Below are 17,005 nucleotides of genomic sequence, written 5' to 3'. Positions count from 1 at the left end.
GCTTACTCCTGTTCGGCCCGCATGGCCGGACGCTTGCCGATCCTGACCTGAACCTCGACGATGTTCTTGCCGCGACGCAGGCGGAAAGCGGAGCGTTCCTCCGGAGTCAGTGCGGCAATCAGGTCGAGCATGACTTGCGGATCCTGGACAGGCTTGCCATCGACCGAGAGCAGCACATCGCCGGGGCGGATGCCGGCTGTGTCGGCCGGGCTGCTGCGCACCACACCCGCAATCAGGGCGCCTTCGTTGTCCGGCAGGCCAAAGGATTCGGCCAGTTCCTGCGTGATTTCCTGGGCCTCGACGCCGATCCAGCCACGGGTCACGGTGCCGGTGCGGATGATCTGCTCCATGATGCTGCGGGCACTGGACACCGGGATGGCGAAGCCGATGCCGAGCGAGCCCCCGGTGCGCGAGTAGATGGCCGAGTTGATGCCGACCAGGTTGCCGTGAATGTCGACCAGCGCGCCACCGGAGTTGCCGGGGTTGATCGCGGCGTCGGTCTGGATGAAGTTCTCGAAGGTGTTGATGCCGAGGTGCGAGCGACCGAGGGCGGAGACGATGCCCATGGTGACTGTCTGGCCGACACCGAACGGGTTGCCGATGGCGAGCACGACATCGCCGACGCGCAGGTTGTCCATCTGGCCGAAGGTGATCGCCGGCAGCTTGTCGGCCTTTATTTGCAGGATGGCGAGATCGGATTCCGGGTCGCTCCCGACGATTTTCGCCTTGTAGGTCTTGGTGTCGTTGAGCGAGACCTGGATGTCGTCGGCGCCTTCGATGACGTGGTAGTTGGTCAGGATGTAGCCGTTGGGGCTGACGATGACGCCGGAACCGAGGCCGGAGTTACGCTGCGGTTGGCCTTCCGGGCGGTCGCCAAAGAAATGGCGGAAGATCGGGTCATCGAACAGCGGGTGGCGCTGCTGCTTGATTTCCTGTGTCGTGTAGATGTGTACTACCGAGGGCAAGGCGGCGCGTGCCGCATCGCGATAGGAGCCCGGTGTGCTCTTGATCTCGTCGCCGGTGGTCGGCGCTTCCTGGAGTGCAACGACACCCTGTCGTTGCGGCAGCCATTCCGGTTTCAGCGTGGAGACGACGAACAGAATGGCGAGCGCAACGGTGACCGTTTGTGCAAAAATCTGCCACAACCTCTGCATGGATATTGTCTCGAATGAAGCTTGAAGAATTGGTGGACTATCTGGATGGGCTGTTGGTGCCCGGAAAGTTCCGGGATTATTGCCCAAACGGCCTGCAAGTGGAAGGATGTAGCGAGATCACCCGGGTCGTGGCCGGCGTCACAGCCAGTCAGGCTTTGCTGGATGCGGCGATCGAGCGGCATGCCGATGCCATTCTGGTGCACCATGGTTATTTCTGGAAAGGCGAGGATGGCCGGGTCACCGGTATCCGGCGCCAGCGGCTGGCCAGTCTGCTGGCCAACGACATCAACCTGCTGGCTTATCACCTGCCGCTGGATGCGCACCCGGAACTGGGTAACAACGCCCGATTGGCGCGCCTTTTGGGCTTTTTGCCCGAGGGGCGTTTCGGCGAACAGGATATTGCCTGGCTGGGGGCGCTCGCCGAGCCTTGCGATTTGCCTTCATTGGTGAGCAGGGTTGCCGGTGTGCTCGGTCGCCAGCCGCTGGTGGTCGGTGGTGGTGATCGACTTATCCGTCGCATCGGCTGGTGTTCGGGCGGGGCGCAGGGTTATTTCGAGCAGGCGATCGCGCTCGGTGTCGATGCCTACTTGTCTGGCGAAATTTCAGAGCAGACAGTGCATCTGGCCCGGGAGAGCAAGGTTGCCTATCTGGCAGCCGGCCATCACGCGACCGAGCGCTATGGGGTGCAAGCGCTAGCCGAGCATCTGTCCCAACAGTTCGGGATTGCTTGCGAGTTCGTTGATCTCGACAATCCTGTTTGACGCAATTTAGCCGCAGCGTTTGAGACCGTAGGCCTCCACCAGAATACGCATGAGCAAGGCGATTTCCTCTACGACTTCCAAAGGGAAGCCATTGCGCTGACCCATTCGGGTGTCGTGGACGAGACTGAATAAATAATCGACGCTGTCTTGGGTGCCCCAGAGTTGGGATGCCTTTTGAATGACGTGCGGGAAGTCTTCCAGTGTTTTCAGTCCGGAGATGGGCGTCGTCGAGTCATTCCAGGCTGGGATCTCGGTATTGAAGTGGCGGCGCATCTTTTCCGCCAGTGCGTCAAACTCCTGGCGCATGCCGCCTCGGCGGTAGAGGTCGAGCAACATGCTCCATGGCTCAATACTCCTGGGTAGCGTCTCGTCAATGTGAGCAGCCAGTGTGTCGGCTGCGCCACGCAGGCGCCCAAAGGAGAGCATGATTTCCGCCAGTTCCAGCAGCGAGTGATCGTCTTCCACCTGCATTTCGTCCGGGTTGGGGGCACTGGCTGAGACTGGGCTTTCTTCAGGCGATGGCGGCAGGGATGGCTTGATGACTTGCGGGCTTGAGTCAGATGTTTCGCTTTCTGTGATGTCGAATACGTCCGTCGTTTCTTGTGTGGCCGGGCGCGCTGCGTCGCGATGCTGGGCGAAGAGCAGTGGCGCTTCTTCCTCTCCAGGATAACGATGGCGACGTCCCAGGTATTGGGCAAGACCGACTGAAATGGCCGCGCCGAGGGCTGCACTCAACAGCAATTCAAGCCAGTTGGCTTTCGCTGGGGCGTTGGCAGGCAGCGCGGGGGCACTGGTCGCCGCTACAGCAGCCTGGGGCGCCTGCGCCCGCTGCAATTTGCCTTGTGCTTCAATGGCCTTGGTCGCCAAGTCCAGGGCTTGATCCATTTTTTCCACTTCCTGCGTCAGCAAATGCAGGGTGGTTTCCAGCTTGAGAAGGCGCTGTTCGGTCTCGGCCAATGACAGGAGCGCAGAATTTCCTTTTTCGCGCGGCTTGGTCTCCTCTGGCGCAGCGCCCACGAGCAGTTGGTCCATGCCTTTCGTTGGCGGGGTGTTTGGCCTGGGCTTGCTGCGTGGTACAACTGGCTTTGGTGACGTTTCCTCAAAGCTTGTCGCTTGCGTCGATGCACGAGAGGGGCTTTCTCTTTTCTCGGCGCCGACCTGCTTGCTTGCCGGAATGCGAACAATGGAGCCCTCTCTGAGTACGGTGTCTGGGGCGAGGTCCGGATTGGCTCGTTTTAAGGCGGCAATCAGGCGCTGACGTTCGGAAAGAGTGGCTGGCGCCTGGGCGTCGGCAATGTCCTCGAGCGTGTCGCCCTCGCGGGCATGCCATTCCGCAAATTTCGGCTGTTTACCTCTTGGCGCGGCAATGGCGCCTGAAGACGCAGGGATTTCTGCCTGCGCAAATGGTGCTTCCGGCATCAGCACGTAGTCGCGCACAATGTCGTAACCGCAGCCCGCTTGCAGGGAGATCGCGAAAATGGGTTCGCTGACCGGTCGGGTGCCCAGAATGTGCAGGACATAATTCTGGCCGCGGCGGATCAATCTTGTCTTGGCTGCAGTGATCACCGGCAAGTCGGAGCCACGGATCGATGCCAGGGAAAAGCAGGCCGTTATGGGTTGTTCTTCTGCGGTCGCCAGAATCGGCACTTCAGCCAGGAGCGCTTCGCCGATACGTGACTGAAGCGTGATTTCCCCGAATCCGATGGCGTTTCCGACGCCTGGAGCAAGTGCGGCGGTCAGTGCGACAATGCTCGTCAGTTTGCTTCTCATGTTGTTTCTCGCTGTATATTTTGTTTTTCCCATTTTTTCAAAATCTAACACTTGGGCGGCGAGTTTGGGGTGAAATATTGCACACTTTCGCTCAGCCCGATTTTTACGAAAGCCTTGAGATGGACTTCGTTTTTGCTCCCCACGCAGTTCCTGTGCTGCCGGTACTCGGTACCGAGCAGCGTTTTCCAGTACGCCGGGTTTTTTGCGTCGGCCGTAACTATGCCGATCATGCTCGCGAAATGGGTGCGGTCGATCAGGCCGAAGGCCGTGAGCCGCCATTTTTCTTCACCAAGCCGGCCGATGCGGTGGTTGGCGGGACAGGAGAGCTGAGCGTCAAGTATCCGCCGCAGACCAGCAACCTGCACCATGAGGTGGAAATGGTCGTGGCGCTGGGGGCGGGGGGGGAGAATGTTGCGGTCGATGCGGCAAAGGGCCTGATCTTCGGTTACGCCGTCGGCCTTGACTTGACGCGACGCGACATGCAGGCCAACGCCAAGAGCAAGAGCCATCCGTGGGACATGAGCAAGGGCTTCGACCAGTCAGCCGTCGCTGGTGTGATCACCCCGGTGGCGCTCAGCGGTTATCCCGAAGTGGGCCGTATCTGGCTGAAAGTGAATGGTCAGATGCGCCAGGAAGGCGACTTGTCAGCCATGATGTGGACGGTGGCGGACATCATTGCCAATCTGTCGACGCTGGTCCGGCTGGAAGCGGGTGATCTGATCTACACCGGTACCCCGGCCGGGGTCGGGCCGCTTGTTCGGGGCGATGTGCTGGAAGCGGGTGTCGAAGGCTTGTGTCCGCTACAAGCGCAGATTCGTTAGTGGCAAACCGCGCCGCTCCGTTGCCGTTTCTGGCAAGGAGCGGGGCTTCAGGGGGCGTCGGAATTCTTCGCTTGATACAGGGGAGGGAGGGGGCGGATGTCCCTGCCTCCTTGAGCAACCACTTATTGACTGGTTTTTTGCAGCCCAGTTGCTCTTCTGCGACGAGTTAGCAGCCCGCAGAGACCTAGGCTACCTAGAATCAGAAGGTCGGTTCCGGGCTCGGGAATGGTGGTGGCCTGGATGACGTATCCGAACGAACCGTATGCCGGGGAGTAGTCCGTAACGGGTGGGGGCATGCTTGGGCTCGCAAACAGTGGGGAGATAATCGGGAGTTGCCAGCTATCACCTCCGGCAAGCTCGATTCCCGAGCCGTTCAACGAACCAGAATCCACCCGTACCATGCCCAAGTTGCCACCGCTACATGACCAATTGTTGCCGAGGGGAATGTCGAAAAAGTCCTGGTAGCATGCGACGCTCGACATGTAGAGCTCCCCATTATTGGACAACGAAAGCTGTAAGGGGAGACCAAATCCAGCATAACTTGGTGCGTCGGTCGATAAGTTGAAATTGCTGAGCTGGAGGCGGCGAATCGCCGGGTTGTAAGGCGAATAAATGATCTCAGCCTCGAAACTGCCCGATAAAGCGTATCGCACCGGTTGCCAGTTCAACTGCCAATAGTTGGTGGGGGGAATGGCTGGCTCTCCAGGGAGGCTTGCGTAATACTCCGAGTAAGCGAATGTCCATACCGGAGCCAGGCTGCTGACATAACTGCTTGCCGGGTTAATCGTGTAGGTCATCGCCGATTGAGCTGGGAGCGCTGCGTAGAGCAGGCAACAGGCCAGTATTTTTTTGATCATGAGTTTTCCCGAAGTCGTGTTCCGGTCGGCTTTGGCAGCAAGCTACTTGCTGGTGGGCCATATCTTAGGAGGCGCCACGATGAGGTTGCGCAAGGGGCAAGTTTTTTGCAGAGGATTTAGCGCACCTAGCGTATTGCTGGGTGCGCTAAATTATCCATAGCAATCTTAATGCCAAATAAATAATCCCAAGCGAATCATTCGTTTGGGATTTTATTTTCTGCCGGCTGTAAATTTTTCCGACAGCAATTTCTCCGGCAGAGGCGCTTTTCGGCAGTATCGGGTGGGCGTTCTGTTGCGTTACTTCGGACGCTTGTCGATCACCCGCTTGGCCTTGCCGACCGAGCGTTCGATGCCACCGACTTCAACAATGTCGATCTTGGCGGAGACGCCGATGTAGGACTTGATGTGGTGCTGCAGGTCGTGTGCCACAAATTCCTTCTCGGCAGCGCTGGCGAATTCGAACTCTGCCTTGATTTCGACATTGACCTTCATCGAGTCGAGGTGGCCGTCGCGGCTGACTTCGATCAGGTAATGCGGCGACAGCTTCGGCTGCTTGAGGATCAGTTCCTCGATCTGCGACGGGAAGACATTAACGCCGCGGATGATCAGCATATCGTCGGAACGGCCGGTGATTCGGTCGATACGGCGCATGGAGCGGGAGGTTGGCGGCAGCAGGCGGGTCAGGTCGCGGGTGCGGTAGCGGATGATCGGCATCGCTTCCTTGGTCAGCGAGGTGAAGACCAGTTCCCCCTTGCTGCCTTCGGGGAGCACTTCACCGGTGATCGGGTCGATGATTTCCGGATAGAAGTGGTCTTCCCAGATCACCGGGCCGTCCTTGCTCTCGGCACATTCGTTGGCGACGCCCGGGCCCATGACTTCCGACAGGCCGTAGATGTCGATGGCGTCGATACCGAAGACGTTCTCGATCTCGAGGCGCATGGCGTGCGTCCAGGGTTCGGCACCGTGGATGCCGATGCGCAGATCGGTGCTGCGCGGGTCGATGCCCTGCCGGCGGAACTCGTCGGCAATGTTCAGCATGTACGAGGGCGTGACCATGATGATGTTCGGCTTGAAGTCGCAGATCAGCTGGACCTGCTTTTCCGTCTGCCCGCCGGACATCGGGATTACCGTGCAACCCAGTTTTTCGGCGCCGTAGTGGGCGCCCAAACCACCGGTGAACAGACCGTAGCCGTAGGCGACATGGACGATGTCGCCGGGGCGGCCGCTGGAGGCGTAGATCGAGCGGGCGATCAGGTTAGCCCAGGTGTCGATGTCCTTCTGCGTGTAGCCGACGACGGTCGGCTTGCCGGTCGTGCCGCTCGAGGCGTGGACGCGGACCACTTTTTCGCGGGGCACGGCGAACATGTTGTAGGGGTAGTTGTCGCGCAGATCCTGCTTGGTGGTGAACGGGAATTTGGCCAGATCGGCCAGCGACTTGAAGTCATCCGGATGCACGCCGGCGGCGTCGAATGACGCTTTGTAGTGCGGCACATTCTGGTAAACGTGGTTCAGCGTCCACTTCAATCGTTCGGTCTGCAGAGCGACGATTTCGTCGCGGCTGGCATTTTCTATGGCGTGTAGGCCTAGTCTCATTATTCACTCCCTCCTGAACCGTCAATTTTCATATTGTGGAAAAGCGAGGCGCTTGAGCCAGATCAACTCTGTTGGTATTTCCCGGCTAACTGTCTATGCCTATCGACTGTACAGGGCTAAATCAAAGCACCTTGGAATGGGGCCATGCGACAATCTCGCCCCATGTTCGCAACAGCCGTCCGTGGCCTGATCGCCCACGCTTTTCCCATTCTGATTGCCCAGCTGTCCTCCATCGGCATGATGGTGGTCGATACCGCCGTGCTCGGTCATGTCAGCTCGCTCGATCTTGCAGCCGTGGCGATCGGCGGCGGCATTCATGTCTCGGTGGTCTTTGCGCTGGTCGGCATCCTGCAGGCCGTGGCGCCCGTTGTGGCGCATTTGCATGGAGCGAAACGCGACGACGAGGTGGCGGGCATCTTGCAGCAGGGGTTCTGGCTGGCCCTGCTGCTGTCGGTGCCAGGCATTCTTTTCCTGACCCATCCCGGCGTGGCGCTCGGCATGGCCGACATGGACGCGGCGGTCGAGGCCAAGGTGCGGCAATACCTCGGTCTGCTTGCCTGGAGCCTGCCAGCATCGCTGTGCTACCGGACGTTTTGGGCATTCTGCAATGCGCTGGGCAAGCCGCGGGTGCTGATGGGTATCGGCTTTTTCAGCTTGTGTCTGCATGCCGTGCTGGCCTGGGGGCTGGCCTTGCAGGGCTGGCTCGGCGAACCCCTCGGCGTGGTCGGTTGTGCCCTGTCAAACGTACTGATCGGCTGGCTGGCCTGTCTGAGCGGCGGCGCCTACCTGGCTTTCGGGCCGTTGGGGAAGCGTTACCAGCCGTTTGCCGACTGGCAGTCGCCGCGCTGGCCGATCTGGCGGGAATTGCTGCGCATCGGTGTGCCGATGGGCTTGTCCAATCTGGTTGAAATTACTTCTTTCACCCTGATCGCGCTGTTCGTCGCCTCGCTCGGCGCGCCGGTGGTGGCCGGGCATCGCATCGTGGCCAATATTTCGGCGCTGATCTACATGCTGCCGTTGTCGCTGGCTATTGCAACGATGGCGGCGCTCGGTCAGGCGGTCGGGGCACGTGACCCGCTGCGGGCCAGGGCGACCATTCGCGCAGGGCTGGTCCTTGCCGCCTGTTCGTCCTCGATGCTTGGACTCTTGCTCTGGCTGGGGGCGCAGCCGTTGATCAATGCCTATACCGATGATCCGGCTGTTCGCTCCGTGGCGCTTGGCTTGGTGGCGTATATCGCCATTTATCAGTTTTTCGATGCATTGCAGACGATTGCCGGCCACTGCTTGCGCGCTTATCGGGTGACTTTCTTTCCGATGCTGGTCCAGACTTTCTGCTTCTGGGGTATCGGCTTGCTTGGCGGTGCCTGGCTTTGCTACCGCTGGCAACCGCCGCTCGGCGTGGCTGGCTTCTGGCTGGCTTCGGTGATCAGTCTGGTTTTCGCAGCCGTCATGTTGCTGCCGCTGTTGGGCAAGGCCATTCAAGCGGCGGAATCGACTCCATAATTATGAATTTTGGCCTGCCGAAGTTTTTTCGGTCTGTGGTAACATTTTGGGCTGAACACGCTATAACCGGGTGGGGTCGGGGGATCGTTCGGCTACTGCTCATTGCTCGCAACTCAACTAAACGCAAGGAAAGCGCATGAAAATTCACGAATATCAGGGCAAACAAATCCTGAAGAAATTCGGCGTTACGGTTCCGCGCGGGATTCACTGCACGACCGTCGAAGACGCAGTCAAGGCAGCCGAAACCCTGGGCGGCAAGGTCTGGGTCGTCAAAGCCCAGATTCACGCTGGTGGCCGTGGCAAGGGTGGTGGCGTCAAGGTTGCAACCTCGCTCGAAAAAGTTCGCGAGTACGCCGGCCAGATTCTCGGCATGCAGCTGGTCACGCACCAGACCGGTCCGGAAGGCCAGAAGGTCCGTCACCTGCTGATCGAAGAAGGCGCTGACATCAAGCACGAGTACTACGTTGCTGCGCTGACCGACCGCGCCACCCAGTCCGTCGCCATCATGGCGTCGTACGAAGGCGGCATGGACATCGAGGAAGTTGCCCACAAGACCCCGGAAAAGATCGTCAAGGTCTTCGTCAATCCGCTGGTTGGTCTGACCGACGAGCAGGCCCTGACCCTGGCCAAGGGCATGGGCATGAACGAAGCTTCGATTCCGCAGTGTATCGAGACGCTGAAGAGCCTGTACACCTGCTACATGGAAACGGATGCTTCGCTGGCCGAAATCAATCCGCTGATCCACGAAGGCGACGGCACCGTCAAGGCACTCGACGCCAAGTTCAACTTCGACTCCAACGCGCTGTATCGTCAGCCGGAAATCGTCGCCATGCGCGACCTGGACGAAGAAGATCCGGACGAAGTCGAAGCTTCCCAGTTCGATCTGGCCTACATCTCCCTCGACGGCAACATCGGTTGCCTGGTGAATGGTGCCGGTCTGGCCATGGCGACCATGGACACCATTAAGCTGTTCGGCGCCGAGCCGGCCAACTTCCTGGACGTCGGCGGCGGTGCCACGACCGAGAAGGTCACTGAAGCCTTCAAGATCATGCTCAAGAACCCGAAGGTCAAGGGCATCCTGGTCAACATCTTCGGCGGCATCATGAAGTGCGACACCATTGCCGAAGGCGTTGTTGCTGCAGCCAAGCTGACCCACCTCAGCGTGCCGCTCGTCGTGCGCATGAAGGGTACCAATGAAGATTTGGGCAAGAAGATCCTGAAGGATTCCGGTCTGCCGATCATTTCTGCCGATTCCATGGCCGAAGCCGCCACCAAGATCGTTGCTGCGGTCAAGTAAGGAGCTATTGAATGTCCATTTTCATCAATAAAAACACCCGCATCATCACCCAGGGCATCACCGGCAAGACCGGTCAGTTCCATACGGAAAAGTGCCAGGAATACGCAAACGGCAAGGAATGCTTTGTCGCCGGCGTGAACCCGAAGAAGGCCGGCGAGTCCATCTTCAATATTCCTATCTACGCCTCCGTCAAGGAAGCCGCTGCTGAAACCGGTGCGACCGTTTCCGTCATCTACGTGCCGCCCCCGGGTGCTGCCGCCGCGATCTGGGAAGCCGTTGAAGCCGACCTCGATATGGCCATCTGTATCACCGAAGGCATTCCTGTTCGCGACATGCTCATGCTGCGCAACAAGATGAAGGAAAAGGAAGCCAAGGGCGGCAAGAAGACCCTGCTGCTCGGCCCGAACTGCCCCGGCCTGATCACCCCGGATGAAGTGAAGATCGGCATCATGCCGGGTCACATCCACCGCAAGGGTCGCATCGGCGTGGTTTCCCGCTCCGGCACCCTGACCTACGAAGCCGTTGGCCAGCTGACCGAAATCGGTCTCGGCCAGTCGTCTGCCGTTGGTATCGGTGGTGACCCAATCAACGGTCTGAAGCACATCGACGTCATGAAGGCTTTCAACGACGATCCGGATACCGACGCTGTGATCATGATCGGCGAAATTGGTGGTCCTGACGAAGCCGAAGCCGCCATGTGGTGCAAGGAAAACATGAAGAAGCCGATCGTTGGCTTCATCGCCGGCGTTACCGCACCGGCCGGCAAGCGCATGGGTCACGCTGGTGCGTTGATCTCTGGCGGCGCCGACACCGCTGATGCCAAGCTGGAAATCATGGAAGCCTGTGGCTTCACCGTGACGCGTAACCCGTCCGAAATGGCCAAGCTGCTCAAGGCCTTGCTGTAAAATTCGAGCCTAGCTCAACCAAAAAGGCGGGCCGCGTGTCCGCCTTTTTTTCGCCTTGGTTTTTATGGAAATTGACTTTACCTCATCCCTGTTCTGGATCGCCGTCGGGCAGATTGTCCTGATCGATATTGTTCTTTCCGGGGATAACGCTGTCGTCATCGCTCTGGCTTGCCGCAATCTTTCGCCTGAACAGCGCAGGACGGGCATTTTCTGGGGGGTGGCCGGGGCGGTTTGCCTGCGCGTCGTGCTGACGGTGTTTGCTGCGCTGGTCATGAATTTGCCCTGGCTAAAACTCGTCGGCGGCTTGTTGCTGCTCTGGATTGCTGTCAAGTTGATGTTGCCGGAAGAGGACGACGGTCATGGCATCGAACCGTCTAGCCACCTTTGGGGGGCGGTCAAGACCATTGTCGTGGCCGATTTCGTGATGAGCCTGGATAACGTCATCGGGGTGGCCGGGGCAGCTCATGGCAGCCTGGTGCTGTTGCTGTTCGGACTGGCCGTCAGTATTCCGCTGATCGTCTGGTCCAGCCAGTTGATCCTGCACTGGATGGAACGCTTTCCGGTCATCGTCCTGATGGGGGCCGGCTTGCTCGGCTACGTGGCGGGCCAGATGATTTTCAGCGATCCCGGTGTTCTCGGCCTGTTGCCGCCGATGCCGGCATGGTCAGCGACGCTGGCCGGTTCGGTTGGCGCGCTGCTGGTGGTCGTGGTCGGACGCTGGCTTGAACAGCGAATCCTGGCTCGGCAGGATGTCACCATCGTTTAGGAGGCGAGAATCATGGCCTTGTTTCTTTCAGAAAATGACGTCAAGCAGGTCTTGACAGTGGAAATGGCGCTTGAGGGCGTCGAGTCGGCCCATCGCGATTTGGCCTTGGGGCAGGCGCTGGATACGCCGCGGGCCCGGACCCGTCTGCCGCAGACCGCTCTGCATCTCCTGCAGGGTGGGCTACCGGCCCAAGGCGTTCTCGGCTACAAGGCCTATACCAGCAATCGTTCCGGCAACCGTTTTCTGGTTCATCTCTTCGATGCCGCGAGCGGCCAGCTCAATGCCATTATCGAGGCAGACTATCTAGGCATGATCCGGACCGGCGCGGCCAGCGGCGTCGCGGCCAAATGGCTGGCGAAGCCTGACGCGAAGATCGCCGGCGTGTTCGGTGCTGGCTGGCAGGCTGAAGGCCATGTCCGGGCGATCTGTGCCGCGTTGCCGCTGGAGTGCGTCAAGGTTTTCAGTCGCAAGACCGAGCGCTTGCAGGCTTTTTGCGAGCGGCTCACCACGATCGCCGGGGTGGCGGTTATCCCGGCGGAGAGTGCCGAGGCAACGGTGCGTGGCAGTGACCTGATCGGAACGGTGACGACTGCGGCACAGCCCGTGTTCGATGCGGCCTGGCTGGAGCCCGGCATGCACATCAATGCGGCGGGTTCCAATGCGTTGGTTCGTCAGGAGTTGTCGGAGGCCTCTGTCAGGCGCTGTGATCTGATCGCCGTTGACTCGGTCCCGACGGCGCTGGCTGAGGCGGGGGATTTGTTGCCGCTGCTGGAAAAGGGGCGTCTGCATTCCCGCCAGTTGCTTGAGTTGGGCGAGGTCATTATTGGCCGTCATGCCGGGCGCGTGTCCAGCGAGCAAATCACGCTTTTTGAATCCCAGGGAATGGCCATTCAGGACATTGCGGTCGCTTTGCGGGTGCTGGCAGCGGCGGAGGAGAGAGGGCTCGGTAGCGAGCTGCCGATTTAGCGGGGTTTGACCGGATATTAACTCCGGGTAAGAATGTCAGGATTCGGTGCCTCCGGTTCGTGCCGGGAAGAGCGCTTCAGGGAAATGAGAATGACCAGGTTGTTGATACAAATGGCATGCGTATGTTTCGGGCGAACTCGGGCTTCTGCACCTGCGTGTGCCGCGGGCCATGTTTGCCGGTTGGCGTGTGCGCGGGAATTGCCTCAATGATGCTGCGTGACGCCTTGGAAATGGTGGTGCGTACCGATCCGGGCTTGATTCGTTCCCATAATGAAGATGCGGTTTTTGCCGAGGCCGGTCTAGGCATCGCCATTCTGGCCGACGGCATGGGGGGCTATAACGCCGGTGAGGTGGCGAGTGGCATGGCGATAACCCGCCTGGCTGAAGACCTGAACCGTGTCATCAGCTCGTGTGTCACGCAAGAAGGAAGCGGGAGCTGCGATCCGTCAGTCATCGAGCGACATATCGTCAACGAGGTCGGCGCTGCAAATTTTGCCATTTTCCATGCCTCGCAGAGCTGTTCGCAATATGCCGGGATGGGGACGACGCTGGTCCTGGCCTGGTTTTACGATAACCGGATGAGCGTGGCCCACGTCGGTGATTCTCGCTTGTATCGTCTGCGCGGCCAGGTGTTCGAACTGTTGACGCGTGATCATTCGCTGCGGCAAGAGCAGGTTGACAACGGCATGATCAGCCCCGAAGAGGCTAGATATGCTGAAAACAGGAATTTGGTCACCCGGGCTTTGGGGGTTGATCCTTCGGTAGATGTTGAGGTCCATGATTTTGACGTGCAGCCAGGGGATATCGTCCTGCTCTGTTCGGATGGCCTGAATGACATGCTCGAAGATGAAGATATTGCCTTGACGCTATCTGCTCTTGGGGGGAATCTGCCTTTGGCTGCCGATCATCTGATTCAGTTGGCCAATGACCATGGCGGACGGGATAATGTTTCAGTGATATTGGTCAAGGTGCTTGGCGACTATTCGGCGCCCAAGGGTTGGTGGCAACGGCTGTTTGGTTGTTTGAAGTGAGATGAGGTAAGGAATATGGCTAAATTGATCCTCTCGATGGATGGGCTGGTGCTCAAGGAAATACCGCTCAACAAGGAGCGCCTGAGTATCGGTCGCAAACCTCATAACGACATCCAGATCGACAACCTTGCCATTTCCGGCGAGCATGCCGTGGTTGTGACCATCCTGGCCGATTCCTTTCTTGAGGATATGAACAGCACCAATGGCACGCTGGTCAATGGTCAACCGATCAAGAAACACTTCCTGCGCAACAACGACGTCATCGAGCTCGGCAAGTACAAGTTGAAATACATGGCCGATCTGCAGGCGGGCGCAGCCGCCAGCGAATTCGAAAAAAATGTCGCGACACGCTCCGGGCAAATCAAGATGCCTTCCGAATTGCAGTTGGAGCCTACCGATACCCTGGTGCGCTCCAGCGTCGGCCTGGCTTCTCAGCCCAAGCCGCCGGTTCCGAACCTGGCGGCCGCGATTCAGCTTCTGAACGGACCCAACGCCGGCAAGGAACTCGATCTGACGAAGACATTGACCACTTTGGGTAAGCCCGGTTTTCAGGTCGCCGTTATCGCCAAACGGCCGCATGGTTATTTCATCACCCATGTTGAAGGGAGTCAGTTCCCGGTCGTCAATGGGAAGGCGCTTGATGCACAGGCCTATCCGCTGGGTGACCATGATGTGATCGAGATCGCCGGCATCAAGATGGAATTTTTCCACAAGGCTTAAGCGGCGAAAAGGCTACTTCCTACCGGGAACGCTATCCCGGGAAGTGTGATTTTTCTCACGAACCGGGCCGAGCCGCGGATATACAATCCGGATAACTTCGGGTGGCTGTTTTCATCGTGAAAATGGCTGTTCATTCGCACTCTGACGTAGTGATGACCGTGAGGGGCGCATCATTTTCCAGACCGGACAGGCATGAAGCTACGTGTACTCGGTTGCAGCGGCGGCATTGGCGGCAGGCACCAGCGAACCACTTCGTTTCTGGTCGATCACGATATCCTGATCGATGCCGGTACCGGGGTGGGCGAATTGTCGATAGCCGAAATGGCGGCCATCGACCACGTCTTCCTGACCCACGCCCATCTCGACCATATCGTTTCGCTGCCGTTGATGATCGACTCCGTTGGCGATCGTCGACGCAAACCGTTGATGGTCTATGGCACTCAGGCGGTGCTCGATACGCTTCGGCAACACATTTTCAACTGGTCCATCTGGCCGGATTTTTCGGTCCTGCCCCGTGCCGATCAGCCGTTCATGCGCTACCAGACCATTGAAACGGGTGCCACTGTCACCCTTGGCGATCGTGGCATCAGCGCACTGCCGGTCGATCATACCGTGCCCGCAGTCGGTTACTGCCTCGATTCGGGGGCCGCGAGCCTGGTCTTTTCCGGCGATACCGGACCCTGCGATGCCTTCTGGCAGGGGCTCAATCGTCTCGATAATCTGCGTCATCTGATCATCGAGTGCGCCTTCTCCAATCAAGAGCAGGGCCTGGCGGAAGCCTCCAAGCATTATTGTCCGACCCTGCTGGCTGCGGAACTCCGAAAACTGGAGCGCAGTTGCGAAATCCACATCACCCATCTTAAGCCGGGGCAGATCGAGACAACCATGGCGGAAATCGGAAGCTGCCTGGGGGATTTTGACCTGAGCATGTTGCAGAATGATCAGGTTTTTGAGTTCTGACATGTGGCCAAAAGACATCGGCATCGCTTGCTAAATCCCTCCATGGAAACCCTGGACGATCTTTTTCGTCGCCTCGATCAGCTCAATGAGATCGGTACTTCGCTCTCCGACGAGCGCGATCTCAACTTGCTGCTTGAGCGAATAGTTCTCGCAGCCAAGCAGATTACCCGGGCCGATGGCGGGACGCTCTATCTGGTTTCCGAAGACCGGCACTACCTGCATTTCGAAATCGTCCGGACCGATTCGCTGAAGATCGCCTTCGGTGGCTCAAGCGAACAGGCGATACCGGGCAAATTCCCCGATCTGCCGCTCCATCGACCTGATGGCTCACCGAATGACTGCATGGTGGCTGCCTACGCGGCCATCACCGGGAAAACCGTCAATATTGCCGATGCCTACACCGCCGACGGCTTCGACTTTTCCGGGACGCGCGCCTTCGATCTGCACACCGGCTATCGATCGCAGTCCTTTCTGACTGTGCCGATGAAAAATCACGAGGGCGAAGTGATCGGGGTACTGCAACTGATCAATGCCATCGATGCTTCCACCGGCAAGGTGCGCGAATTTTCACCGGGGGACCAGCGGCTGGCCGAGTCACTCGCCTCGCAGGCGGCGGTGGCGCTGAGCAACCGCCAGCTGGTGCAGCAATTTGAAGCACTGTTCGAGTCCTTCATCCAGCTGATCAACACGGCCATCGACGAAAAATCGCCCTATACCGGCGGTCACTGTCAGCGGGTGCCGGAACTGACCATGATGCTGGCTGAAGCGGCCGACGCCAGCCGCGAAGGGCCGCTCGCCGACTTCCGGCTGACCGACAAGGACCGCTACGAACTGCGCATCGCCGCGCTGCTGCACGATTGCGGCAAGGTGACGACGCCGGTGCATGTCGTCGATAAGGCGACCAAGCTGCAAACCCTCTACGACCGCATTCATTTGATCGACACCCGCTTTGAAGTCGTCCGCCGCGATGCCGAGGTGCGCAAGTGGCAAGCCATCGCGGCAGGTGCCGATTCGGCTGCGGCGGAAACTGCCTATGCCGCGGCCTGCCAGCACATCGATCTTGATCGCGCCTTTTTGCGTCAGGCCAACATCGGCTGCGAAAAAATGTTGGATGCAGACATCGCGCGCGTCCGCCAGATTGCCGGGCGCTACTGTTGGCGAAATGCCGCTGGCGAAGTAGCGCCTTTCCTCAGTGAGGATGAACTCGAAAACCTGACCATCCGTTCCGGCACGCTGAACCGTGCCGAGCGTGAGATCATCAATCACCATATCGTCACCACCATCCGCATGCTCGAACAGTTGCCGTGGCCAAAGCATCTGAAGAACGTGCCGGAATACGCCGGCGGTCACCACGAGCGCATGGATGGCAAGGGCTACCCGAAAGGCCTGAAGCGCGAAGAGATGAGCTGGCAGGCCCGGATGATGGGCATCGCCGATATCTTCGAGGCACTGACCGCCAAGGATAGGCCGTACAAGGACGGCATGACGCTATCCCAGGCGCTGGCCATCCTCGAAAATTTCAGCCGGAATGGCCATATCGACCCTGATCTGCATGAGGTTTTCGTCAAGGGCGAGGTTTTCCGCCGCTATGCCAAGGCATTCCTGAAACCGCAGCAGGTGGATTGCTGATTTTTCGTCTGGCTCGACGTTGGTGATGATGAATTTGCCATATTTTCAGCCGGAGAGTGATATGTCTGACGCATTACGTCAAGTCAGGGTGCCGTAAATTGTCATTTCGCCGGGGCGGTTTGGCGACTATATTTATTTACATTGGCCGACAAAATAGGCCAAGCCCATGAATGACAAGGGGTTTGCGCGATTGTTGCTGATTTTGATGGCGAGTTCAAAAAAGCTGGCACGGAAACTGTTATAGGTAACTCAGCAGTTTTCCCCGTCTTTAT

15 protein-coding genes are annotated in these 17,005 nt (G+C 58.8%); 11 read left to right on the top strand and 4 right to left on the bottom strand.

All coding sequences use genetic code 11. The features are described 5' to 3' along the window. Window positions 1-2: 2 nt before the first annotated feature. The gene (locus tag DARO_RS17230) at window positions 3-1,154 is read right to left on the bottom strand and encodes a Do family serine endopeptidase (protein ID WP_011289096.1); all 1,152 of its coding nucleotides are present in this window, start codon (window positions 1,152-1,154) and stop codon (window positions 3-5) included. A gap of 14 nt (window positions 1,155-1,168) precedes the next feature. Between DARO_RS17230 and DARO_RS17225 the strand changes: the two genes are divergently transcribed. Continuing rightward, entirely contained in the window at window positions 1,169-1,915 is a 747-nt protein-coding gene (locus DARO_RS17225; protein ID WP_011289095.1) for a Nif3-like dinuclear metal center hexameric protein, read from the top strand. Window positions 1,916-1,921: 6 nt separating this feature from the next. Here DARO_RS17225 and DARO_RS17220 read toward each other — a convergent pair whose 3' ends face one another. Then, window positions 1,922-3,964 (bottom strand): type IV pilus assembly protein FimV, encoded by a 2,043-nt coding sequence (locus DARO_RS17220; protein ID WP_497462996.1) that lies wholly within the window; start codon window positions 3,962-3,964, stop codon window positions 1,922-1,924. On the opposite strand from DARO_RS17220, the gene DARO_RS17215 reads away from it, so the two are divergent. Next, window positions 3,925-4,506, top strand: a complete 582-nt coding sequence (locus DARO_RS17215) for a fumarylacetoacetate hydrolase family protein (RefSeq protein WP_497462995.1) — start codon at window positions 3,925-3,927, stop codon at window positions 4,504-4,506. The two genes, DARO_RS17220 and DARO_RS17215, sit on opposite strands and share 40 nt — an antisense overlap. A 122-nt stretch (window positions 4,507-4,628) precedes the next feature. Here the strand turns inward: DARO_RS17215 and DARO_RS17210 are convergent, their stop codons facing one another. Beyond that, window positions 4,629-5,363, bottom strand: a complete 735-nt coding sequence (locus DARO_RS17210) for a PEP-CTERM sorting domain-containing protein (protein WP_011289092.1) — start codon at window positions 5,361-5,363, stop codon at window positions 4,629-4,631. Between the two features lie 297 nt (window positions 5,364-5,660). Then, the gene (paaK, locus tag DARO_RS17205) at window positions 5,661-6,956 is read right to left on the bottom strand and encodes a phenylacetate--CoA ligase PaaK (RefSeq protein WP_011289091.1); all 1,296 of its coding nucleotides are present in this window, start codon (window positions 6,954-6,956) and stop codon (window positions 5,661-5,663) included. 162 nt (window positions 6,957-7,118) lie between these two features. Between paaK and DARO_RS17200 the strand changes: the two genes are divergently transcribed. The 9 genes from DARO_RS17200 (at window position 7,119) to DARO_RS17160 (ending at window position 16,733) form a co-directional block, all read left to right on the top strand. Then, window positions 7,119-8,459 (top strand): MATE family efflux transporter, encoded by a 1,341-nt coding sequence (locus tag DARO_RS17200; RefSeq protein WP_157037332.1) that lies wholly within the window; start codon window positions 7,119-7,121, stop codon window positions 8,457-8,459. A 136-nt stretch (window positions 8,460-8,595) separates the two neighbouring features. After that, on the top strand, window positions 8,596-9,756 hold the full coding sequence (sucC, locus tag DARO_RS17195) for an ADP-forming succinate--CoA ligase subunit beta (protein WP_011289089.1): 1,161 nt from the start codon (window positions 8,596-8,598) through the stop codon (window positions 9,754-9,756). Between the two features lie 11 nt (window positions 9,757-9,767). Further along, on the top strand, window positions 9,768-10,661 hold the full coding sequence (gene sucD / locus DARO_RS17190; protein WP_011289088.1) for a succinate--CoA ligase subunit alpha: 894 nt from the start codon (window positions 9,768-9,770) through the stop codon (window positions 10,659-10,661). Between the two features lie 64 nt (window positions 10,662-10,725). Next, window positions 10,726-11,427: a TerC family protein gene (locus DARO_RS17185; protein ID WP_011289087.1), complete on the top strand. Its 702-nt coding sequence runs from the start codon at window positions 10,726-10,728 to the stop codon at window positions 11,425-11,427. Between the two features lie 12 nt (window positions 11,428-11,439). Beyond that, entirely contained in the window at window positions 11,440-12,393 is a 954-nt protein-coding gene (locus tag DARO_RS17180; protein WP_011289086.1) for an ornithine cyclodeaminase family protein, read from the top strand. A gap of 206 nt (window positions 12,394-12,599) precedes the next feature. After that, entirely contained in the window at window positions 12,600-13,424 is an 825-nt protein-coding gene (locus tag DARO_RS17175) for a Stp1/IreP family PP2C-type Ser/Thr phosphatase (protein WP_011289085.1), read from the top strand. Between the two features lie 15 nt (window positions 13,425-13,439). Continuing rightward, window positions 13,440-14,144, top strand: coding sequence for an FHA domain-containing protein (locus DARO_RS17170; RefSeq protein WP_011289084.1), 705 nt, complete (start codon window positions 13,440-13,442; stop codon window positions 14,142-14,144). A gap of 192 nt (window positions 14,145-14,336) precedes the next feature. After that, window positions 14,337-15,104: a 3',5'-cyclic-nucleotide phosphodiesterase gene (locus DARO_RS17165; protein WP_011289083.1), complete on the top strand. Its 768-nt coding sequence runs from the start codon at window positions 14,337-14,339 to the stop codon at window positions 15,102-15,104. 42 nt (window positions 15,105-15,146) lie between these two features. Beyond that, on the top strand, window positions 15,147-16,733 hold the full coding sequence (locus DARO_RS17160; RefSeq protein ID WP_011289082.1) for an HD family phosphohydrolase: 1,587 nt from the start codon (window positions 15,147-15,149) through the stop codon (window positions 16,731-16,733). Window positions 16,734-17,005 lie beyond the last annotated feature (272 nt).

Source organism: Dechloromonas aromatica RCB, from assembly GCF_000012425.1.
This window is presented reverse-complemented; position numbering and strand designations above follow the sequence as displayed.